This is a genomic window from Acinetobacter sp. IK23 (genome assembly GCF_035615275.1).
GTDB classification, from domain to species: domain Bacteria; phylum Pseudomonadota; class Gammaproteobacteria; order Pseudomonadales; family Moraxellaceae; genus Acinetobacter; species Acinetobacter seifertii.
Genome location: NZ_JANBNX010000016.1, coordinates 18790 through 41536 on the forward strand (window position 1 = coordinate 18790; position 22747 = coordinate 41536).

At 40.6% G+C, this 22747-nt stretch carries 20 protein-coding genes, 3 tRNA genes and 1 pseudogene; 13 read left to right on the forward strand and 11 right to left on the reverse strand.

Features of this window, described 5'->3' with window-relative positions:
* Positions 1-14 precede the first annotated feature (14 nt).
* Complete coding sequence (gene recN / locus MSG95_RS11905) at positions 15-1682, reverse strand: DNA repair protein RecN (RefSeq protein ID WP_077165005.1); 1668 nt, start codon at positions 1680-1682, stop codon at positions 15-17.
* 238 nt (positions 1683-1920) lie between these two features.
* Between recN and MSG95_RS11910 the strand changes: the two are divergent.
* From MSG95_RS11910 to MSG95_RS11925, 4 genes and pseudogenes are all read left to right on the forward strand, one after another.
* A pseudogene (locus MSG95_RS11910) lies at positions 1921-2326 on the forward strand (tetratricopeptide repeat protein); the annotation flags it as partial.
* Between the two features lie 106 nt (positions 2327-2432).
* On the forward strand, positions 2433-2759 hold the full coding sequence (locus MSG95_RS11915; protein ID WP_000099685.1) for a pyrimidine/purine nucleoside phosphorylase: 327 nt from the start codon (positions 2433-2435) through the stop codon (positions 2757-2759).
* A gap of 102 nt (positions 2760-2861) precedes the next feature.
* Positions 2862-3611, forward strand: coding sequence for a 23S rRNA (guanosine(2251)-2'-O)-methyltransferase RlmB (gene rlmB / locus MSG95_RS11920; protein WP_039251214.1), 750 nt, complete (start codon positions 2862-2864; stop codon positions 3609-3611).
* A gap of 35 nt (positions 3612-3646) precedes the next feature.
* Complete coding sequence (locus MSG95_RS11925) at positions 3647-4561, forward strand: DMT family transporter (protein WP_077165004.1); 915 nt, start codon at positions 3647-3649, stop codon at positions 4559-4561.
* Here MSG95_RS11925 and coaE read toward each other — a convergent pair.
* Genes coaE through pilB form a run of 4 tightly spaced genes read right to left on the reverse strand, consistent with a single transcriptional unit; the run spans position 4558 to position 8982 of the window.
* On the reverse strand, positions 4558-5154 hold the full coding sequence (gene coaE / locus MSG95_RS11930; protein ID WP_151819642.1) for a dephospho-CoA kinase: 597 nt from the start codon (positions 5152-5154) through the stop codon (positions 4558-4560). The two genes, MSG95_RS11925 and coaE, sit on opposite strands and share 4 nt — an antisense overlap.
* 1 nt (position 5155) lies before the next feature.
* On the reverse strand, positions 5156-6016 hold the full coding sequence (locus MSG95_RS11935) for a prepilin peptidase (protein ID WP_077165002.1): 861 nt from the start codon (positions 6014-6016) through the stop codon (positions 5156-5158).
* Positions 6016-7242, reverse strand: coding sequence for a type II secretion system F family protein (locus MSG95_RS11940; protein ID WP_077165001.1), 1227 nt, complete (start codon positions 7240-7242; stop codon positions 6016-6018). The genes MSG95_RS11935 and MSG95_RS11940 overlap by 1 nt, the downstream gene beginning before the upstream one ends.
* A gap of 27 nt (positions 7243-7269) precedes the next feature.
* Positions 7270-8982, reverse strand: coding sequence for a type IV-A pilus assembly ATPase PilB (pilB, locus tag MSG95_RS11945; RefSeq protein WP_077165000.1), 1713 nt, complete (start codon positions 8980-8982; stop codon positions 7270-7272).
* A gap of 290 nt (positions 8983-9272) precedes the next feature.
* Between pilB and tpiA the strand changes: the two genes are divergently transcribed.
* The 9 genes from tpiA (at position 9273) to MSG95_RS11990 (ending at position 16204) form a co-directional block, all read left to right on the forward strand.
* Positions 9273-10067, forward strand: a complete 795-nt coding sequence (gene tpiA, locus MSG95_RS11950; RefSeq protein ID WP_077164999.1) for a triose-phosphate isomerase — start codon at positions 9273-9275, stop codon at positions 10065-10067.
* A 12-nt stretch (positions 10068-10079) separates the two neighbouring features.
* A complete protein-coding gene (gene secG / locus MSG95_RS11955; RefSeq protein WP_002156913.1) occupies positions 10080-10409 on the forward strand; it encodes a preprotein translocase subunit SecG in 330 nt (109 codons plus the stop codon).
* Between the two features lie 56 nt (positions 10410-10465).
* Positions 10466-10550, forward strand: a tRNA-Leu gene (locus MSG95_RS11960).
* Positions 10551-10588: 38 nt separating this feature from the next.
* Positions 10589-10665, forward strand: a tRNA-Met gene (locus tag MSG95_RS11965).
* A gap of 89 nt (positions 10666-10754) precedes the next feature.
* A tRNA-Met gene (locus tag MSG95_RS11970) sits at positions 10755-10831 on the forward strand.
* A 215-nt stretch (positions 10832-11046) separates the two neighbouring features.
* Positions 11047-11571, forward strand: coding sequence for a ribosome maturation factor RimP (gene rimP, locus MSG95_RS11975; RefSeq protein WP_324645070.1), 525 nt, complete (start codon positions 11047-11049; stop codon positions 11569-11571).
* A 37-nt stretch (positions 11572-11608) separates the two neighbouring features.
* Positions 11609-13093, forward strand: coding sequence for a transcription termination factor NusA (gene nusA, locus MSG95_RS11980; RefSeq protein ID WP_004699068.1), 1485 nt, complete (start codon positions 11609-11611; stop codon positions 13091-13093).
* Between the two features lie 10 nt (positions 13094-13103).
* Positions 13104-15803 (forward strand): translation initiation factor IF-2, encoded by a 2700-nt coding sequence (gene infB / locus MSG95_RS11985; protein ID WP_077164998.1) that lies wholly within the window; start codon positions 13104-13106, stop codon positions 15801-15803.
* Positions 15803-16204: a ribosome-binding factor A gene (locus MSG95_RS11990; protein WP_002114836.1), complete on the forward strand. Its 402-nt coding sequence runs from the start codon at positions 15803-15805 to the stop codon at positions 16202-16204. The genes infB and MSG95_RS11990 overlap by 1 nt, the downstream gene beginning before the upstream one ends.
* Positions 16205-16263: 59 nt before the next feature.
* Here MSG95_RS11990 and MSG95_RS11995 read toward each other — a convergent pair whose 3' ends face one another.
* The 6 genes from MSG95_RS11995 to MSG95_RS12020 are packed head-to-tail and all read right to left on the reverse strand — an operon-like array spanning position 16264 to position 22508.
* A complete protein-coding gene (locus MSG95_RS11995; protein ID WP_004699064.1) occupies positions 16264-16668 on the reverse strand; it encodes a Na+/H+ antiporter subunit G in 405 nt (134 codons plus the stop codon).
* 12 nt (positions 16669-16680) lie between these two features.
* Positions 16681-16956 (reverse strand): monovalent cation/H+ antiporter subunit F, encoded by a 276-nt coding sequence (locus MSG95_RS12000; protein WP_077164997.1) that lies wholly within the window; start codon positions 16954-16956, stop codon positions 16681-16683.
* The gene (locus MSG95_RS12005; protein WP_039251201.1) at positions 16953-17480 is read right to left on the reverse strand and encodes a Na+/H+ antiporter subunit E; all 528 of its coding nucleotides are present in this window, start codon (positions 17478-17480) and stop codon (positions 16953-16955) included. Before MSG95_RS12005 ends, MSG95_RS12000 begins: the two co-directional genes overlap by 4 nt.
* A 2-nt stretch (positions 17481-17482) precedes the next feature.
* Positions 17483-19294 (reverse strand): monovalent cation/H+ antiporter subunit D, encoded by a 1812-nt coding sequence (locus MSG95_RS12010; protein WP_324624785.1) that lies wholly within the window; start codon positions 19292-19294, stop codon positions 17483-17485.
* Positions 19294-19662 carry a Na+/H+ antiporter subunit C gene (locus tag MSG95_RS12015; protein WP_000624229.1) on the reverse strand — a complete coding sequence of 123 codons (369 nt, stop codon included), beginning with the start codon at positions 19660-19662 and terminating at the stop codon, positions 19294-19296. Before MSG95_RS12015 ends, MSG95_RS12010 begins: the two co-directional genes overlap by 1 nt.
* Positions 19659-22508, reverse strand: coding sequence for a monovalent cation/H+ antiporter subunit A (locus tag MSG95_RS12020; RefSeq protein WP_077164995.1), 2850 nt, complete (start codon positions 22506-22508; stop codon positions 19659-19661). Before MSG95_RS12020 ends, MSG95_RS12015 begins: the two co-directional genes overlap by 4 nt.
* Positions 22509-22747 lie beyond the last annotated feature (239 nt).

Here is a 22747-nt window from a genome sequence, read left to right on the forward strand (position 1 = left end):
TCTCATTTTCTTTATTAATTTGAAGAAGCCTGAAATTTAAGTTGTCGTAATTGTTTAGCATGCTGTAAGGTCGTTTCATTAATTTCAACACCGCCAGACATACGTGCTAATTCAGAAATAATCTGATTTTCATCAAGTTGTACAATGGTGCTGCTGGCTGGGTCAGTCTGCTGCTTTTTAACTAACAAATGTTGATCAGATTGCGCAGCGACCTGTGCTTGGTGAGTAATACATAAAAGTTGGACATGTTGAGCTAAGTCGGCAAGTAAACGTCCAACCACTTCAGCCGTACCACCGCTAATCCCCACATCAATTTCATCAAACACTAAAACTTCGGCTTCTGTTTTTTCCGCGTTCATGACTTGCATGACGAGTGCAATACGTGACAGTTCACCACCCGATGCCACACGAGCCAATGGTTGTGGTGGTATACCTTTATTAGCCGTAAATAAAAGTTGAATAAAGCTTAAACCTTCTGAGCTTGGTTGTTCTAGTGGCTCAAACTTAAACTCAAAGTGGGCTTCTGGTAGTGCTAAGGGTTTCACTTGTTCGGTTAACTGTTTTGCAAGTGGAGCAGCAGCTTCACGACGAATATTATCTAAATGCTGAGCTTTCTCTAAAAATTCCTCATGTGACTTTTCTACTTGCTCTGCCAGAGTCTCTGGGTCTTCAAGTTGGTGCAATTGTTCAAGCTCATTTTGCCAAGTTTCGTATTCTTCTTTGAGCGTCTCTGGCTGAGTACGGTACTTACGTGCCAGACGATGAAAAACTTCAAGCTTGGAATTTAGTTCTTCCATTCTTTCAGGGTCAAAACTTTGACGATCAATGAACTGACGTAAATTTGATGTGGCATCATCAATTTCACTTTGTGCATTTAATAATGAGTTATAAATTTCAGAAAGCTGCTCGCTACGTCCAGCATGAGATTCTAAACGACGAATGATCGACGACATTTCTTGAGTAATGTTTTGCTCAGCTTCATCAAGCGCATTCAGGCTATAGCTACAATCTTGCATGATATGTTCATGATGACTGAGGCGATCGAACTCTTGCTCGATTTCTTTGTAATCAGTTTGAATAACCTCTTCAAGCTCTTCAATTTGCAGCTCTAAGGTCGCAATACGTTGTAGACGAGTTGCTTGAGCATCTAAAGCTGCTTGGTGTAAACGAATTGTGCGTTGCCATGTGCTATAAGCTTCACGGACATCATTCGCCTCAGCATAAAAATTGTTATAACGGTCTAACCAATGCTTTGGATAAGGTGGTTCAAGAAGTTGCTGTTGGCTGTGTTGGCTATATAACTGAACCAGTAAACGTCCTAATTCTTTAAGCTCAGAGAGACTACTCGGACGTCCATTAACCCATGCTTTACTACGACCAGTTGCGAAAATAACACGTCGTAAATGAATTTCCCCAGAATCATCATCTAGTTCATGGTCTTGTAGCCATTTCGCTTCAGGGCTATTGTCCTGATAAGTAAAAACAGCGGTGATATCCGCTTTGTCCGAACCATAGCGGACATAATTTGTATCTGTACGTTCACCTAAGCAGGCAGAAAGTGCATCCAGTAATAATGATTTTCCGGCACCTGTCTCACCTGTTAGAACATTAAATCCTTGTTCTATATCAATAGCTAAATGATCAGCTAATGCAAAATTAATTAAAGTTAAATGTGTGAGCATAAACGCATCCAACGCGCCAAATTATGGGTTAAAGATAGAGAAGTTTTGAATTTGCTACAAGTGATCTATTATTCTAACTTAAATTATAGAACTCCAAGATTCTTGTTCGTTTATTATTTGGCAATAATCGTCGATATCAAAAATTATCAGAATTATTCATGGATACATTTATTTAATTGTGTAGAAAGATATTTTTTACTTGCCAGTTTATTTTGACGAGTAAAAAATATATCAGTATTTTCATAATATTGAAGTACATATTGGTGATTATGTTGCCACTGGAAAGTATGTGGACAAACGAGTTATAGACCAACATTATCTGCGTTATAGTATTTGACCGATTTTAAAATAAAGTGTGCTTGTACATGCTAGTCGGCATTTTGATGGAAATAACGTCGATTTCCCAGCTTGTGAGGCCGCTTCAATGCGAAATAACCCAGACAACTTTCATGTTGGCATAGAAGTTGATTCATCATTAGTTACAGCTCCTAGTTGATTATTCAACAGCGCAGAAAGTTTACTGAGTTTTTCTGGATGAAATTTACGATGAAGTTTGCAGATAAGGTGAAATTATGTTGACCAATCGAAATATTGAAGTAAATTTACCCCACGCTTTTACTAAAAAAATTCAGCTACAGCAGTAGAAATTACAAGTCTATCTGTATGAAAACTGATTGATTAGTTATTTAGGCACAATTAAACTACATTCAACATAATTTATATAAATGCGGCATTATCTGGAGAATGTGCATGAGTTCAACCCAATTTGATCATGTAACGGTCATCAAAAAGTCAAATGTTTATTTTGGTGGAGCATGTATCAGCCATACCGTGCAATTTGAAGATGGAACGAAAAAAACATTAGGTGTTATTTTGCCGACTGAGCAGCCTTTAACATTTGAAACTCATGTTCCTGAGCGTATGGAAATTATTTCAGGTGAATGTCGCGTGAAAATTGCAGACAGCAATGAAAGTGAATTGTTCCGCGCTGGTCAATCATTTTATGTTCCTGGAAACAGCGTTTTTAAAATTGAGACTGATGAAGTGCTCGATTATGTGTGCCATTTAGAAGGCTAAGAAATTCCTGTTTAAATCGGGTACACTATGCCCAAAGAAATCCTGTAAAGTTGGCTTTGCAGGATTTTTATTTTTTTGCTCAAACGTTGTTAGAGGTCAAGCATGGCAAAACCGGAATATTATTATGGCGTTCACTCAGTGGAGTCATTGTTAGAACTTGAGCCGGAACGTGTGCTAACCCTGTTTACTTTAAAAGGGCGGGATGACCAACGTTTGCAAAAAATTTTGCAATTGGCAGAGCCTTTTGGAATTAGTGTACAAAAGGCAAGCCGTGATAGTCTTGAAAAACTTGCTGGTTTGCCATTTCATCAAGGTGTAGTAGCAGCAGTACGTCCTCATCCGATTTTAAATGAAAAAGATCTAGATCAGATCTTGGCTGAAACTCCAGATGCTTTATTGCTCGCATTAGATCAGGTAACAGATCCACATAACTTAGGTGCTTGTATCCGTACCGCTGCTGCAATGGGCGTGCAAGCTGTGATTGTGCCTCGTGATCGTTCGGCAAGCTTAACCCCAACGGCTCGTAAAGTTGCGGCGGGTGGAGCTGAAAAAGTTAAATTTATTCAAGTCACAAATTTAGCTCGTACATTGGCTCATCTGAAAGAAACCACTCATGTACGTGTAATTGGTACTATGCTTGATGAAAGTGCACTGCCAATCCAAAAGTGTGATTTCTCTGGCCCAGTCGTGATTGTGATGGGAGCTGAAGATACAGGTTTGCGCCCAATTACTCAGGCACAGTGTGATCACAAAGTTTATATTCCGATGTCTGGAAATTTACAGAGTCTAAACGTAAGCGTGGCAACAGGTATGGCACTTTACGAGGCTTGTCGTCAGCGTTCTGAGGTATAATTGAGCTGCCTTTCTAGTTTTTAAGCAGTCTTCATATGTCTCCCCGTAAGCAAGGTTATTTCTTTGTATTGGTGACCATGTGCATTTGGGGCGGGTTTACACTTTTCGCTCGTTTAAATGCACAATGGCACATCAGTGCTTGGGACATTGCCGCACTGCGCTTCTCTATCGCCTTTCTAATTTTAATGCCTATCTTAATTTATAAAAAAGATCTCGCTTTTTTATGGAGTAAGCATGCGGTTATTTTGGCGCTCATTGGCGGTGTCATCTATTGTCTGACTGTTTATACAGCTTTTCTTTATGCTCCAGCCGCACATGCTGCAATATTTTTAAATGGCTGCATACCAATCTGTACTGCTATAGCTGCCTATATTTTATTTAGACAGCCGTTTGATAAACACACATGGGCGAGTCTCGCAATCATGATCGCTGCCTTAGCACTCATGAGCGTTTTGATGCTACGTACAAGTACCTCTGCGTTTGGAATTGGAGACTTACTCTTTTTTATTAGTGCGATTTGGTGGGGCATCTTCACTGTATTACTTAAACAGTGGAAACTTTCTGCATGGCACTCTATGGCAAGTGTCGCGATTTGGTCAGCAATCATTTACTTGCCTATCTATGTTTTATTTTTGCCTAAGCATTTCATGGAAGTTAGTCCTGTTCATTTAGCGATACAGGGCATTTTCCATGGTGTATTTGTCGTTATTATCGCAACTTTGACTTATGTTGCTGCCATTCAACGTCTTGGTGCTTTTAAAACGGGAAGTATTGTCACTTTGGCGCCGTTCATTGCGGCTATTTTAGCTGTACCTTTACTTGGTGAGTCATTAAGCCCATCAATTGTTGTGGGCTTAGTAGGTATGGGAATAGGTGCTTTACAGCCTTGGCGCTGGTTTAGACAAGATAGCCTGACACAAAAAATTAAGCAGCAAAATACACAAAATTAGTTTGCACGCTTCAAATAGCTTTGATGTAAAGGCTCTAATTGCTGATATAGATGTTCGAGTAATCCGTCATTAAACACAATGTCATTAGCAAGTTTGCGTTTACGCTCGCGTGGCATTTGTGCAGCAATAATTTTCTGGATTTGTTCTTTATTTTGCCCGTCACGTTGACTTGCACGCTGAATTTGAGTTTGTTCACTCGCATCAACTAATAAAGTGTGATTAACCAATTCATGTTGGTTGGTTTCAAAGAGTAATGGTGAAACTAAAATCACATAAGGACTTTTTGGATTTTGTAGTTGTTGAATAATCGATTGGCGAATGGCAGGGTGTGTAATTTTCTCAAGTATGTGTCTTGCTTCAGGGTTCTGAAAAATATGTTCGCGTAGGGCACGACGATCTAAATTACCATCGGGCTGAAGTACCCAGTCTCCAAAAGTTTGCTGAATTTTTTGGAGAGTAGGTTGGCCTTTTTCAACGACTTCACGCGCAACGATGTCGGCATCGACGACTTGAATTCCTTGGGACTCGAACCATTGTGTTGCAGCAGATTTTCCACTGCCAATACCACCTGTGATTCCCAGAATAAAAGCCATCTTAACCTCCTAAATAAATATTCATAATCTGATCACCCCATAAAAAGGCAACCCAACCCGCAATGGCAATATATGGCCCAAAAGCAAAAGGCTGATTGTCATTTCTTAACTTTAATAAGATGATGCCAATGATTGCACCCAATAAAGACGACAATAACACAATTAACGGTAGCATCAATGGCCCCATCCATGCGCCCAATGCTGCAAGTAACTTAAAGTCACCGTAGCCCATACCTTCTTTGCCAGTAATCACTTTAAATAAGTAATAGACAATCCAAAGACATAGAAAACCAATCAGGTAACCCCAAATGGCCGAGTTAGGTGAGGTATAAATATTAAAGGTATTAATGCCTAAGCCAAGCGCAGCCAAAGGTAGGGTAAAACGGTCGGGTAGCAGCTGAGTATCAAAGTCTATAAAGGTGAGGGCAATTAGTATCCATGTGAGGACTAGGCCGAAAAGCATTTGTATGGTCGGGCCAAACACCATAACCACCACCAGTGAACATAACATGGTGAGTAGTTCAATTGCTGGATAACGAATGCTAATCGAATGCTGGCAATGACCACATTTTCCTCTTAGCATCAACCAGCTTACGATAGGAATATTTTGATACCAACGGATCGGTTGGTGGCAATTTGGACATGATGAAGCAGGTTTGCTTAATGTTAGTTTTTCATGATCAATAATCGGTTGTTCTGGATTGAGGAGTATTTGACATTCTTGCTGCCAGTCTTGCTCCATCATCTTTGGGGTACGATAAACCACTACATTTAGAAAGCTACCAATGCATAGGCTCACGAATGCAACTGCAATATAAAGAGCAGTTAAGTTTTGAATAAAATAAGCAATGATTTCTTGCATTATACAACTGAGCCCATTTGGAAAATTGGAAGATACATAGCAATTACTAGACCGCCTACCAGTACCCCTAAAATTGCCATAATTAAAGGTTCCATCATTGCAGTTAAACCATCAACTGCATTATCAACTTCATTTTCATAATAGGTAGCCACTTTATCGAGCATGCTGTCTAGTGCACCAGATTCTTCACCAATTGCAACCATTTGTATAGCCATAGAAGGGAAACGGTTAGATACACGCATGGCAAACTGAAGTTGTTGTCCTGTTGCTACATCTTCACGAATTTTCATAACAGCTTTTTCATAGATGACATTATTGGTTGCACCAGCAGTCGACTCAAGTGCATCAATGAGCGGAACACCTGCTGCAAATGTTGTGGCAAGTGTCCGGCTATAACGGGCAATAATTGCTTTATAGACCAAGTTCCCAAAAATAGGTAATTTGAGCGCCAGTTTATCTAAGCCATCTCTAAACTTTTTACTACGTTTTTTAGCTTCTAAAAAGGCTACAATAGTTGCACCAATTACCATAATCATAATGAACCAGTATTCTTGCATCCATTTCGACATATTCACGACCATTTGGGTGAATGCTGGTAAATCTGCTCCAAATGAGGAAAACAGATCTTGGAAAACGGGTACGACTTTAACCATCAAAATAATGGTCACCACAATTGCTACTACAATAACCGTGGCCGGATATTTCATTGCTTTCTTGATTTTCTGCTTGAGCAATTCACTTTTTTCTTTGTAAATTGCCACACGATCTAGCATGGTTTCGAGAGCACCTGATTGTTCTCCAGATTCCACAAGTGAACAAAACAAATTGTCAAAATGTTGCGGATATTTTCTTAAAGCTGAGGCAAAAGTACTACCACCCTCAATTTCACCTTTAATACCAAGTACTACCTCACGCATGGCTGGATTTTCTAAACCTTCTGCTACAATTTCAAAGCCTTGTACCAGCGGTACACCGGCTTTCATCATGGTCGCCAGTTGTCGGGTAAAAATAGTAATATCAAGCGTTGATACTTTTTTCTTGAATAAACCTTCAAGAATATTTTTACGTTTCTCACGTATGGTTCGAACAGTCACCCCTTGTTTGCGTAAGGTTACTTTAGCTAAAGCCATATTTTTAGCTGGAAGTTCCCCCTTAATTTTTAAGCCCTTACGGTCAACCCCTTCATAAGCAAAAGTCGGCATCATTTGTGCCTTTTTGACAGCCATTAGATTATCCTTATTTTAAATAGTGTCTTATTCACTGGTCACACGGTTGACTTCTTGTAGAGAGGTCACCCCTTGTATTACCTTTTGTAAACCTGAACGACGTAGATTATTAAACCCCAATTTTTCAGAAGCAGCCGCGATTTCTAAAGCATTGCCATCTTCCATAATAATCTTGGAAATTTCAGGTGTAACTTTCATTACCTCATAAATACCGACACGGCCTTTATAGCCTTCACGACATTCAGGACAACCCACAGGTTGAAAAACGCGAAAGTCTGGATGTGCTAGATCCTGTTCGGTAAAGCCCATTTCCAATAGGCTTTGTTTTGGAACATCTGTAGGTATTTTACATTGAGAGCAAAGGCGGCGTGCTAACCGCTGAGCAATAACCAAGTTGACTGATGTTGCAATATTGAAAGAAGGAACCCCCATATTGCGTAAGCGAGTCAGTGTTTCTGGTGCACTGTTGGTATGCAGTGTTGACATCACCATGTGACCGGTTTGTGCAGCTTTAATCGCGATTTCTGCTGTTTCCAAGTCACGAATCTCACCCACCATAATAATGTCAGGGTCTTGTCGTAAAAAAGATTTAAGTGCAGCAGCAAACGTAAGACCTACTTTTGGATTCACGTTAACCTGATTAATCCCTTCAAGGTTAATTTCTACAGGGTCTTCGGCAGTAGAGATATTAGAGCTCTCAGTATTTAAAATATTTAAACCTGTATATAAAGATACAGTTTTACCGGAACCTGTTGGACCTGTGATTAAAAGCATGCCCTGTGGTTTATCTAAAGCTTCCATAAATAAAGCTTTTTGTTCTTCTTCGTATCCTAATGCGTCAATCCCCAGCATCGCACTTGATGGGTCAAGAATACGTAGAACTAGCTTTTCACCAAACAACGTCGGAAGTGAGTTCACACGAAAATCAATTGCTTTAGTTTTTGAGAGCTTAAGTTTGATACGACCATCTTGTGGGACACGTTTTTCGGAAATATCCATTTGAGACATTACTTTTAAACGTGAAGCCAAACGGTTTGCCAATTGTAAAGGAGGGTTAGCAATTTGACGTAACACGCCGTCAACACGATATCGAACCCGATATGACTTTTCATACGGTTCAAAATGTAAATCTGAAGCTCCCATACGAATTGCATCAATGAGCAACTTATTAATATATTTAACAATGGGAGCTTCATCACCTTGAGGTGTTTCGTCTTCATCTTCTTGAGTGGCAGGGCTATCAAGGCTGACGTCAAGATCAAACTCTTCATCATTAAAATCAAAACTGCTTTCTTCTGCGAAATGTTGGTTTAAAACTTTTTCGAGTTTATGGTGCTCGACAATCACAGGCTCAACCATCAGTTTGCTATTAAAACGAATCGCATCAATCGCTTCAATATTGCTTGGATTGCTAGTCGCAACATATAAAATTTGGCCTCTTTGAATAAGTGGCAAAATTCGATGTTTTAAAATCAGTTTTTGATCGACCAGATCTTTAGGAATCTGAGATGTGTCATAAACATCAAGATCAAAATATGGTTCAGCAAACTCAGCGGAAATTGTTTCAGCCAATAAAGAAGGTGAGAGATGAACCTCTTCAATTAAATAGGCAACTGTATCCCGCTTAGCTCTTTTTGCTGCATCTAATGCAGTTTGCATGGTCGTTGCCGACACATGTTCTTCTTCGACTAAACGTCGAAAAAACCCCGTAAATTTTGGAGATGTATGTAATGCTGACATCTGCCTGCCTATGCTAATGTGTTTATAATTGGTATATGAAAAATTATACTTTTGTTATGTAAAATTACTACCTTAGAAAGTGTTGCTCTTGTCCTAATCATTCTGTTAAAACTTGAACCAGTCGAAGTTTTTATAGATTAATTTTTAGAGTATTCAATTTTGAACTGTTATAAAGTTTTTCTTAATTTCAAGTACTAGTAAGGATATAAGTATTTGCATGAAAGAAAAGTATCTGAAATTTGTATAAATGCGTGTAGAATGTGCTGCATTTTTGATGAAAGGTGAGCAGTATGTCGGGTACGACGATTACGCCTTGGGTAGTTGGCAACTGGAAAATGAATCCAATGCGTGCTAACGCCAACCAACTTATAGAAGAATTTAAACAATTATTGCAACAAAACCAAATTGCAGATGAAAGCTGCCATGTGGGCGTTGCCCCTGTTGCTATTGCACTTACAACAGTACAGGCGCAATTGCAGGATGCTGTAAGAACAGTATATACGGTTGCGCAGGATGTATCGCGTGTTGCGGGTACAGGTGCTTATACTGGTGAAGTTAGTGCAGAATTATTAAAAGATAGCCAAATTAATTTCGTATTGGTCGGGCATTCTGAACGCCGTGATATTTTTGGCGACAACGTTGAAATTTTGAAGGCGAAACTCCAAAATGCATTAAGTGCGGGCTTAACTGTCATTTATTGTGTGGGTGAAAGTCTTGAACAGCGTGAGCAAGGCCATGCAGAGCAAGTTGTTTTACAGCAAATTTGCGATATTGCACCTGTGGTTACTGCTGAACAATGGCAAAACCAAGTCGTGATTGCTTATGAACCTATCTGGGCAATTGGTACAGGTAAAACAGCTTCTCCACAAGACGCGCAAGCGATGCACGCTAAAATTCGTGAAGGCTTATGTCAGCTTACTTCAGCGGGTTCAGATATTGCTATTTTATATGGTGGTAGTGTAAAAGCTGAAAATGCTGTTGAATTAGCTGCATGTCCAGACATTAATGGTGCGTTGGTCGGCGGTGCTTCATTAAATGCAGCATCTTTTTATCAAATTGTACAAGCCTTCGCGCAAAGCAAATAACGAGGATAGGGTATGCACTCTTTTGTACTTGTTGTACATATTATTTTAGCTGTACTGATGATTGCATTGATTTTAGTGCAACACGGTAAAGGCGCAGATGCTGGTGCTTCTTTTGGCGGCGGCGGTGCAGCAACTGTATTTGGTGCATCGGGTTCGGGTAATTTCCTGACTCGTCTAACTGCTGTTTTAACTGCATTGTTCTTTGTAACGAGTTTAACTCTTGCTGTTTTTGCGAAAAAACAGACGACGGAAGCATATAGCTTGAAAACTGTACAAACAACAGCACCAGCTCAAACAACATCGCCTGAAACTTCACCAAATGCACCAAAAACGGGTCAATAATTCGAAATAGGGCTTTCCTTTTGCAGTTGGAAGGACTAGAATGCGTCCCACAAGCTGCGGTGGTGGTGGAATTGGTAGACACGCTACCTTGAGGTGGTAGTGCCTTCGGGCGTGGGGGTTCAAGTCCCCCCTTCCGCACCAACTTTGAACCAGAAAGTTGAGTGCAAGCAGTTTATTGATGCGGGATGGAGCAGTCTGGTAGCTCGTCGGGCTCATAACCCGAAGGTCGTTGGTTCAAATCCAGCTCCCGCTACCAATTTGATTAAGGTGCAACTTAATCAGGCGAATATTAGATAAGTTTACATTGACTTTTTTTGATATTTGTATATAATTTTTGCACGTTGATGCGGGATGGAGCAGTCTGGTAGCTCGTCGGGCTCATAACCCGAAGGTCGTTGGTTCAAATCCAGCTCCCGCTACCAAGTTTCTTAAAAGAGGCTCACAGAAAAGTGGGCCTTTTTGCACAGTGGACTATTGTTTTCTGTGCTACATAGGGGCGATTAACGCCCTTTTTTATTGGTTATCGTATCGCTATCGTGTAGTGTCGACATCAATTGGTCAAATAGTCATGCTTCACTATAGTAGGTCTGTGTCGGTTAAAACAACCGATTGAATCGCACGAGAATGACGAGAGTAAATGAAATTATCAAATAAATCCCAAGCATTGTATGACATGATTGCCCCAGCAGTGCAAGCATGTGGTGTTGACCTGTGGGGAATTGAATTCCTTCCACAAGGTAAACGTTCATTATTGCGTATTTATATCGATAGACCAGTTGATGAAAATGCTGAACCAGTGATTAATGAAGATGGTGAAGTAGAACAAGGTCGTGGTATTGGTGTGCAAGATTGTGTACGAGTTACACAACAAGTCGGCGCAATGTTAGATGTTCATGACCCGATTTCAGGTGAGTATTCATTAGAAGTTTCTTCACCAGGTTGGGATCGCCCATTTTTTCAACTCGAACAATTGCAAAGCTACATTGGACAACAGGTTGCTTTGCGTTTAATTGCAGCAGTAGAAAATCGCCGTAAATTTCAAGCAAAACTCCTTGATGTAGACCTTGAAAATGAAGAGATTAAGGTTGAAGTTGAAGGAAAGCATGTGCTTGATATCGACAGCAACAATATCGATAAAGCAAACTTGATCTATCAAGATTAAATTTATTTAAATTATATAAGAAATCGGTAGGTGACTTATGGGCCGCGAAATTCTTACCGTTGTAGAAACGGTTAGTAATGAAAAAGGTGTTAGTCGTGAAGCGATCTTCGAGGCTTTAGAACAAGCTCTAGTTGCTGCAACGAAGAAAAGATTTTACGAAGGTACACATGCTGAAGAAGCTCAGCTTCGTGTAGAAATTGATCGTAAAACAGGTGATTACCGTACATTCCGTCAATGGACTGTTGTGGCAGATGAAGATCATGAAATGCCAGCTTGCCAAGACGCGATTTCTGATCTTGACCCATCTAAATGGTCAATTGGTGATGTACGTGAGCTCGAAGTGGAATCTATCGAGTTTGGTCGTATTGCTGCACAAATTGCAAAACAAGTTATCGTACAAAAAATTCGTGAAGCTGAGCGTGCTTTAGTTGCTGATGCATACGAGTCTAAAGTTGGTGAGTTGATTTACGGTGAAGTGAAAAAACAAACCAAAGATGGCTTTATTATCGACTTAGGCGACAACGCAGAAGCTTATCTTGCACGTGAAGAAATGATTCCTAAAGAAATTCTTCGTCCAAAGCAACGTGTAAACGCTATTTTATATAATGTTAACCGTGAAGGTCGTGGCGCTCAGTTGTTGTTATCACGCGCTAAGCCTGAAATGTTAATTGCTTTAATGAAAAAAGAAATTCCTGAAATTTCTGAAGAAATTATTGAAATTAAAGCAGCAGCACGTCAACCGGGTGTTCGTGCTAAAATTGCAGTGAAAACAAATGATCACCGTATTGACCCTGTAGGTGCGTGTATTGGTATGCGTGGTACGCGTATCCAAGCTGTGCAACAAGAGTTAAATGGTGAACGTATTGATGTAGTGGTTTGGTCTGATGATCCAGCTCAATACATTGCAAGTGCATTAGAACCAGCTGATGTTTCAGGCATCGTGCTTGATGAAGATGCAAGAAGTGCCGACATTATTTTTGCAACCAGCGATCAATTGGCTCGTGCGATTGGCTCACAAGGTCAAAACGTTCGTTTGGCTTCTGATTTAACTGGTTATAAACTCGACATGATGCTTGAAGAAGAGTATCGTGCTCGTCAGCAAAATGAAGCTCAACAGTATCTTGACATGTTTGTATCACGTTTAGATATTGAAGAAGATTTAGCAATGGCATTGGTAGAAATGGGCTTCACTTCTTTAGAAGAGATTGCTTATGTGCCTGCTGAAACTTTTGACGAAATTGAGCTTGACGCTGAATTGGTTGAGTTATTGCAAAGTCGTGCAAAAGAAGCAGCTCTTACTGATGCTTTGAAACAGCAAGAAAATATTCAAGAACCGAGCGCAGACCTCCTCACTATGGAAGGCATGACTTCTGAGATCGCTTACTCGCTTGCCGCTCGCGGTATTATTACCGTTGATGATTTGGCAGATCAGGCTACTGACGATATCTCTGATATTGAAGGTCTTGATCATGAAAAAGCTGGTCAATTGATCATGAAAGCTCGCGAATCATGGTTTAACTAGGAGATGAAATATGACGGACAAGTCGATTAAAGAGTTAGCTCTCACTGTAGGACGTCCTGTTGAGAAGCTCCTAGAACAGGCTCGTGAAGCAGGTTTGCCTCAACGTACAGCAGACGACATTATTACCACTGAACAACAGGATACTTTGGTCAATCATTTGAAAAAAGTACATGGTCAGGAAAGTGGTAACATAGGAAAAATTGCGTTGAAACGTAAAACAACCAGTACCGCTAAAGTTGCAAGTACTTCAGGTAAAGCAAAAACAATTAACGTAGAAGTACGTAAAAAACAGGTTTTTGCTAAGCCAAACCCAGAACAAATTGCAGCAGAAGCTAAAGCGCGTGCAGAAGCAGAAGCTAAAACACGTGCAGATCAACAAGCGCGTGATACTGCAGAGCAAAAAGCGCGTCTTCAAACAGAGCAAAAAGCAAAAGCAACTTTAGATGCGATGCGTGCTGCTCACCAACAAGATAGCGCTGCACAGTCAGCACCTAAAGCTGCTGTTGTAGTGAAAAAACGTGGTGGTGGTACAGTAAAACCTGCACCAAAACCAGCAGAAACTTTAGAGCAAAAGAAAGCGCGCGAAGCACAAACAGCTCAGTTAAAAGCAACTGAAGAAGCTGCACGTCGTAAAGCGGCTGAAGAAGCTCAACAACGTACACTTGAACAAATGCGCAAAATGGCGTCTAAGTATTCAAATGATGATACAACGACAACAATTCGCGTAATTGATGATTCTCCACTTGCTTCAGGTCTTGTTGGCCAAGCTTATGAAGATTCATTCAAGCAAGAAGACCGTGAAATTAAACGTGGTGGTGCAACTACTAACCCGCGTGCTGGTAAGAAAGGCGGTCGTCGTGGTCAAGAAGAGCAAAGCTTCGTTAACCATAACAAACGTGGTTTAAAATCAAGCCAAGCAAATAAGCATGGATTTGAAAAGCCAGTTAAAAAGCAAGTCTACGATGTAGAAATCGGTTCAAGTATTGTTGTTGCCGATCTTGCTCAAAAAATGGCGATTAAAGTACGTGAAGTTATCAAAACACTTATGAAAATGGGTGAGTTGGTTAACCAAGATCAAGCGATTGACCAAGATACAGCAGCACTTGTTGTAGAAGAAATGGGCCATAACCCTGTTCTAGTTTCTGATACACAAGCGGAAGATAACTTGCTTGAAGCGGCTGAAGAAGCGCGTGGTGAGCAAACAACTCGTCCACCAGTTGTTACGATTATGGGTCACGTTGACCATGGTAAGACATCATTGCTTGACCGTATCCGTCGTTCGAAAGTGGCGGCTGGTGAAGCAGGTGGTATTACCCAGCATATTGGTGCGTATCACGTTGAAACAGACAAAGGAATCATTACATTCCTTGATACACCGGGACATGCTGCGTTTACTTCAATGCGTGCACGTGGTGCTAAAGCGACAGATATCGTGGTATTGGTTGTTGCAGCAGATGACGGTGTAATGCCACAAACTGCAGAAGCAATTGACCATGCTCGTGCAGCAGGTACTCCAATTATTGTTGCAATCAACAAAATGGATAAAGAATCTGCTGATCCAGACCGTGTGTTAAATGAATTAACAACGAAACAAATCGTTCCAGAAGAATGGGGTGGTGATGTTCCGATTGCTAAGGTTTCTGCACATACTGGACAAGGTATTGATGAACTCCTTGATTTAATTCTTATTCAATCAGAATTGATGGAATTAAAAGCATCTGCTGAAGGTGCTGCGCAAGGTGTTGTTATTGAAGCACGTGTTGATAAAGGCCGTGGTGCAGTAACTTCTATTCTTGTTCAAAACGGTACATTAAATATTGGTGACCTTGTTCTTGCAGGTTCATCTTATGGTCGTGTCCGTGCAATGTCTGATGAAAACGGTAAGCCAATTAAATCAGCAGGACCATCTATTCCAGTAGAAATTCTGGGTCTTCCAGATGCTCCAATGGCGGGTGATGAAGTTCTTGTTGTAAATGACGAGAAGAAAGCACGTGAAGTTGCTGATGCTCGTGCTGACCGTGAGCGTCAAAAACGTATTGACCGTCAAAGTGCAATGCGTCTTGAAAATATTATGTCGTCAATGGGCAAAAAAGACGTTCCTACAGTGAATGTTGTTTTAAGAACTGACGTACGTGGTACTTTAGAAGCATTAAATTCAGCTTTATATGAATTATCTACTGATGAAGTAAAAGTTCGTGTAATTAGTTCAGGTGTTGGTGCGATTACTGAGTCTGATGTGATTCTTGCTGAATCTTCAGAAGCTGTATTGTTAGGCTTTAACGTTCGTGCTGATACAGCTGCTCGTCAACGCAGTGACCAAGACGGTATCGATATTCGTTACTACAGCATCATTTATGAATTAATTGATGATGTGAAAGATGCTATGAGCGGTAAACTTGCTCCTGAACACCGTGAAACAATCTTGGGTGTTGCTGAAGTACGTGAAGTATTCCACTCAAGTAAGTTTGGTGCAGCAGCAGGCTGTATGGTACTTGAAGGTACATTGCATCGTAATAAACCGATTCGCGTATTACGTGATGACGTGGTTGTGTTCCAAGGTGAACTTGAATCATTACGTCGTTATAAAGATGTGGTTGAGGAAGTTCGTGCCGGTATGGAATGTGGTCTTGCGGTGAAAGGTTATAAAGACATCAAAGTACAAGACAAGATTGAAGTATACGATGTTCAATTGATTAAACGGAGTCTTTAATGGCGGGTAGCCAACGCTTAAAGCGCATGGCGGATTCAGTACAACGCGAGTTGTCTGAGCTAATCCGTCAAGAGCTTAAAGATCCTCGCTTAGGTGGTCTAGTGACCATCTCTGCGGTGAAAGTCAGTGCGGATATGGGATATGCTGAAGTTTACGTTACTGTTATGGGACGTGAGCTAGGTGATGAACAAAGTGAAGCAGCAAATAAAGAAACTTTAGATGTATTAAATAAAGCTTCTGGTTTCTTGCGTCATGAGTTAAGCCGTCGTATTAAAACTCGTATTACGCCTCGTTTACGTTTCCATTACGATAAGACGAACGCATATGGTAACTATATGTTTGGTCTTATTGAAAAAGCGGTACAAGATTTACCGGAACGTAAGTCAGATGACCAAGAGTAATTAAAACTCAAAATAAAAAAGCCACCTTGGGGTGGCTTTTTTATTATTCAACATTTTACTTAATGTTTAGGTGGATCCATCGGAGGTTTATTCTGTGAAAAGCGTTGTCCGATTTTATAACGATCCCATGGTAATGGACGTTCTATTGCTTCAGGAACCTCACCACTGAGTGAGCGTAAGCGTAGATGTAGTGCCGCTTGTGCTATTAAATTGGCTGAAACAGGAGCTGTAATAAAAGCCAAAAGTGTGATCAATAGTTCGGCAAAACCAAAGCGGCCTTGGAAAGCAAAAAAGATCATTGAAGCAATTAAAAAGCTACCTAAACCCAACGTGCTCGATTTGGTAGGTGCATGTAAGCGCATGAATAGATCGGGTAGGCGTACCATTCCGATCGATCCAACTAACATAAAGAATGCACCGAAAACCAGAAAGATCGAAACAATAATTTCCATTGTAAATTGCATTTTGACCTCCCTTTAATCGATCACATGACCAGTTGTGAAATAGCGTGCCAAAGCAGCTGTCGAAACAAACCCTAGCATGGCAACCAATAATGCCCCTTCAAATAAAGAGGTGGTTGTCCAATAGATACCTAATACAACAATCAGACAAGTTGCATTTAGAAAAAGCGTATCGAGTGCCAAAAGACGATCTACAATTGATGGCCCCATCACCATTCGAAACAAGCAAAGCAACATAGAGACTGTGATAGCAATCATGCTAATACCAAGAGCATAAGGTAGGATGGTCATATGTTGTCCTCCGATTTGCTTTTTACATCAAAAATCTCCATGAGCGGAGCTTCATAGCGTTGTTTGATGTCTTGCACATCACTTTCGGTATTTTCTGTACTGAGTGAGTGCACCAGAATATCACCACGCTCTTGATCAATACCAGCTGAGACAGTTCCCGGTGTTGTGGTAATAATCATTGCCAGTAACGAATTCACCTGTTCATGTTCCGTTTCTAAAGGCACACGGTACCATTTAGGATGTAATTTTTTAGGCGGCCCTAATACCAGCTTTGCAACACGAAAATTGGAAATAACAATATCCCAAAGTACAACAAAAAATAGTTTTATTGCTGGTTGCCAATGGATGTGCGGTGTTCTGGTAATAAAAGGTCGGACTAAACGCGGAATCACAAGACCCAAAATTACAGCCATAAGTAGGTCGCTGGCATCAAGACTATGCGAGAGCATTAACCAGAAAATAATAATCAAAAAAGAAACAAATGGATGTGGGAACCAACGTTCAAGCAATTTAGATAGCTGCATTGTTAAGGCTCCATAGGTTTCAGTTGACTTTCATCAGCAATCGTTGGTGTTAGCAATTTTTCTTGCTGCTGAATTTGGCGGCGCTTATATTCGGAAATATGTTCACCGTTAAAAGTGTCTTTAGAAATAATGTCAGGAACGAGATAGGCATTATGATCTTCAACTTCTCCACCATATTTTGTTTCTGGTAAATAAGATGAGTCATAAGGCTGAACACTAATAGTTTCGCCATTTTGGTCAGTCTTAAGAATAGACTGCTGATAGAGCGCATGGTTTTGAATTTGTTGAGCCGTACCAGTTGTATAGTGCAATACGGGTGAAGCAAACACTACATAAGTGATCAAGCCTGCAAGCAGAATATAAATGACTGAATCATTACGTGGTGGTGCTTTTACAGGTAGAGCTTGATAACTCACATAAGCAGGATCCTTTGGGTCTTCTTCTGGTACTGAAGCTCTCCAGAATAAAATAAACCCGATACGTGTTAACGCAATAATGCTTAATAGACTTACAACAAGCACGACTCCAATGATCCAGCCTTGATATGCAGTTTCAACAGTCGCTTGTAGAATAAATACTTTCCCAAAGAAGCCACTAAAAGGCGGTAACCCGGCAAGCATCATTGCAATTAAAAAATAAGTCAGCATCGCTGCTTTTTCTTGCTTGATTCTTGGAGCAATCTTTAAGTGATCTTTAAAGTCACCACGTTGTGAAGTCATCCAGCCACAGAACAGGTAAAACGCAGCACCAATCAGTGTACTGTGTACGAGATAGAACAATGCTCCTGACCATGCTTGCGTGTTTGACATTGCTATTGCGGTCAATAGAGTACCAATCGAAGACAGCACCATAAAACCAACAAAACGTCTGAGACGATCTGCACCAATTGCTGCAATCACACCATATAAAGAAGTGACTAAACCAATTGGAAGGAGCCAACCTTTAAAGATTTCCTGACTGATTACATCGTTAAATACTGTTCCATTGACACGTAAAATGGCATAAATCCCCACTTTGGTCATAATGGTAAAAATTGCTGCAACGGGCGTACTTGCAACGGCATAAGTTTTTGGTAGCCAAAAACCAACCGGTAACATGGCAGCTTTAATACCAAATACAACAAATAAGAGTAGGGCACCAGCAACTGCTAATTTATGCTGGTCTGCATCTAAAGTTGGTAAAAGGCGTGAAACGTCAGTCATATTTAGACTGCCTACACTGCCATAAATCATACCAAGGCCAATTAAGAATAGGGCAGAGGCTAAAAGATTGATAATGACATAGTGTACGCCAAGTTGAAATCGTGGCTTCCCTTGTCCATGTAGCAGCAGGACATAAGATGCCATAAGCAAAATTTCAAAGAAAACGAACAGGTTGAATAAGTCACCTGTAAGAAATGCTCCGCATAACCCCATTAAAAGAAAATGGAATATGGCGTGGAAATAGCGTCCACGTGTATCCCAATTTGCGCTGGCATACCATAGAACTGGAACTGCTAATGCATAGGTTAAAACCAGCATAAAGGCAGAGAGTCGGTCGAGTACCAAGACAATACCAAAAGGAGCTGACCACTCACTCAACTGATAAACCGTAATTTGTCCGGTATTTGCAACAATAAGATAATTAACAGCAGTGGCTAAGCCTGCAACTGCTGAGACTAAACTAATGCCACGACGCCAAGGTTGTCGCCAATCTTCTTTCAATGCGCCAGCGCCAGGATTACCTAAAAGTAATAAGATAAAACCAGTAAAAGCAGGAATGAGGATGCTGAAAATAGGTGTATTTGCTTGCCAAAAAGATAAAAAATCAAACATCACGGCTCATCCTCACGTGGGTCGTATGTTGGGGAAATATCTTCTTTAGCATCAACATGATCACTACCTGATTCATAACGGCTTCGTAATGCTAGTTGCACAATGAATGCTGTAGTCGCAAAGCCGATAACAATCGCAGTTAAAACAAGTGCTTGAGGAAGTGGGTCGGTAATATTCGTCGTTTCAGTTAAAATTGCAGGTGAGCTCACTTGTAAGCGGCCCATCGCAAACAAAAATAGGTTAACTGCATAACCGAGTACGGCTAATCCCAATACAACAGGGAATGTCCGTGCACGCAAAATGAGATAAATGCCTGTCGCAACAAGTAACCCAATGGCAGAGGCCAGTAAGAATTCTAAACTGATCATGATGATTTCTCCCCATGAGGTACAGGACCAGACATACTCGAGTGGCGAGAGTCCCCTAATACAGAGATAAGTAGCATCGTGGCACCTACCACTGTGATATACACACCCAAATCGAAGCTCGCTGCTGAAGCCAGATGTAGTTTTCCTAAAACTGGTAACTCAACATAGACATGAGCACTAGTTAAGAATGGACGTGCCCAGAACCATGCAGCAATACCAGTTAAGCCTGCAATTGTTAAACCCGAACCAATCCAGACTTCGTATAGACGACCAGATTGTGCTTTTAGCATTTGTTCCGCTTGATCTTGACCTAAAGCAATGTACTGAATAATCAGCGCCATTGAGGTAATTAGACCTGCAATGAAGCCTCCGCCAGGATAATTATGTCCGCGCATAAAGATGTAGACACTTACGACAAGTGCTAAAGGCAGTACCCATGATGCCGTAATACGGAACATCAGTGGAGATGGGTTAAAACGATAGGTGAGGCCTTGTGTCATGGTGGTACCGTGTACCCGCATACCATCCATTAAGCAAAGTGCTCCAATCGCAGCAATGCCGAGTACAGTAATTTCACCGAAGGTATCGAAGCCACGGAAGTCGACTAAAATGACATTTACAATGTTTGAACCACCACCTAGTGGTAAAGACTGCTGCGCAAAGAACCATGAAATTGAATTGTGATCACGAGTTAAAATGAGCCACGTAATCCAGCCGATACCTAAACCACCAATAATTGCTAAAGCTGCATCTCTTAAACGTCGAGAACGAAGAGATTCATACGGTGTAAGTTGGGGAAGTAGAGATAAACTCATTAACAGTAATACAGTAGTAACTACATCGACTGTAATTTGAGTCAACGCTAAGTCTGGTGCCGACATGGTGACAAATACCATGGTAACCACAAGACCAATTGCACCGCTAATGAGTACTGCTTTGATACGCTCATGATGAAACCAGAGCATCATCCAACAACCAGAGAATAATGTTAGCCAAAGAACAATGGCAATCCATGGTGCATGTGTCAGTTCACGGGTACCTGTTGTAAGCCCTTGATTGATTAAAGGCAGGGTAACCATGATGATGCTAAAAGCAATGATGAGGAACAGGTAACTTTGTAAGGAACCATTCTCAGTTTTTTGTTTGATTTTACGGCTAGTTAATAATAAATGTTTTAAAAACAAATCAAATAAAATACGACCTTGTAAGCGACCAAGTCTTGGATCGAGGTCAATTTTACGAATCATGCCGCCTTTTGCTAAAGCAAAATAGAAAAGTGTACCGCCCACTAAGGCAATAATACTCATGATTAAAGGTGCATTGAATCCATGCCAGATCGCAAGATGAGTTCCTGCAAAATCAGGCTGCATGAGACTTGCACGTGTCACACTGTTAACTAAAGGCTCGACCAGTAAGGATGGGAAAATACCCACTAAAATACAGAGTGTTGCAAGTAGTATGGCTGGTGCTCGCATGCCAATTGGTGGTTCATGCGCATTTTTATTTGGTACTTGTTTACCAATTGGACCGTCAAAGAACACGCCGTGTACTAATCGGATTGAATAACTCACTGCAAAAATACCTGCAAGAGTCGCAATAATACTGGCAAAGATAACCGTTGAACCTGAAAGGTTTGCTAACAGTTCGGTAAAGAACATTTCTTTCGAAATAAAGCCATTGGTGAGCGGAACACCTGCCATTGATGCTGCAGTAATCATGGTAAGTGTTGCGGTAAACGGCAGTAATTGCCATACCCCACTTAACTTTCTAAGATCACGTGTACCAGTTTCATGGTCAATAATCCCTGCAATCATAAACAGCGCAGCTTTAAATGTTGCATGGTTAATAATATGAAAAACCGCTGCTGCAACAGCTAAAGGTGAGCCAATACCAAGCAAGCAGACAATCAGACCTAAATGACTAATGGTTGAATAGGCTAACAGTCCTTTTAAATCTTCTTTAAAGATTGCAAAGCATGCAGCCATACAGAGCGTAAATAGGCCTACAAAAGTAACGATGTTGTGATAAAGCGCGGCACCAATAAAGATAGGTGCAAGACGAGCTAATAAGAAAATACCAGCCTTAACCATGGTTGCGGAGTGCAAATAAGCCGACACCGGAGTGGGTGCAGCCATTGCATTGGGTAACCAAAAATGGAAAGGGAACTGCGCACTTTTTGTAAAAGCACCGAGTAAAATAAGTAAAAGCGCTGGAACGAAAAGATGATGACTTTGAATGAGATCTTTCATTCCGACAATGTCATTAATTTCGTAGGTACCTGTGATTTGTCCTAATAAGACAAATCCACCTAGCATAGCGAGTCCACCCATTCCTGTGATGGTAAGTGCCATACGTGAGCCACGCTGGGCTGCTTCGTAATGACTCCAGTAACCTACTAATAAGAAGGATGAAATACTGGTAAGTTCCCAAAAGACTAATAAAATAATTAAATTATTGGAAAGAGAAATACCCAACATAGCTGCCATAAACAGCATGAGTAATAAATATAGTTTACTTAGTGAATTTTTAGGGCCTAAATAGTAATAGGCATAAATATAAATGAGTGTACCGATACCGGTAATAAGAAGAGAAAATAATAAACCAAGGGCATCAAGTCTAAAGCTCAGATTAATCCCAAGTTGTGGTAACCAATCCCAACTTTGTTGAATGCTTGCACCACTAAGCACTGTTTTAGCTTGAGTCAGTAATAAACCAAAACTGGTTAAACTGACTCCGATTGCCCCTAAAGCCGTTACTCCACGTGAAAACCGTTGAAGCAATGAAACAAGGGTGGTGCCTAATATTAACGGTAATAAGATAATTATCGGTAGCACACTCGTATCCATATATAATTTAGACCGAAGCCTAAAGGTGAAATTTTCATTTCAGAATAGATAGGAATTCAAAGAGATTTCCAAAGCTTATATTCTGAAAACCCGACCAAATTAGAAAAATAAAGCGAGAAACAAGTTGTATTGCGCAACTTGAATAATAAAAACGCAAAATGAAATTTATTGTACACTAAAAAATCATTAAAAATCTGATGTTATTACATGCGGTAACAACATCTAGTGATTTTTCAGCT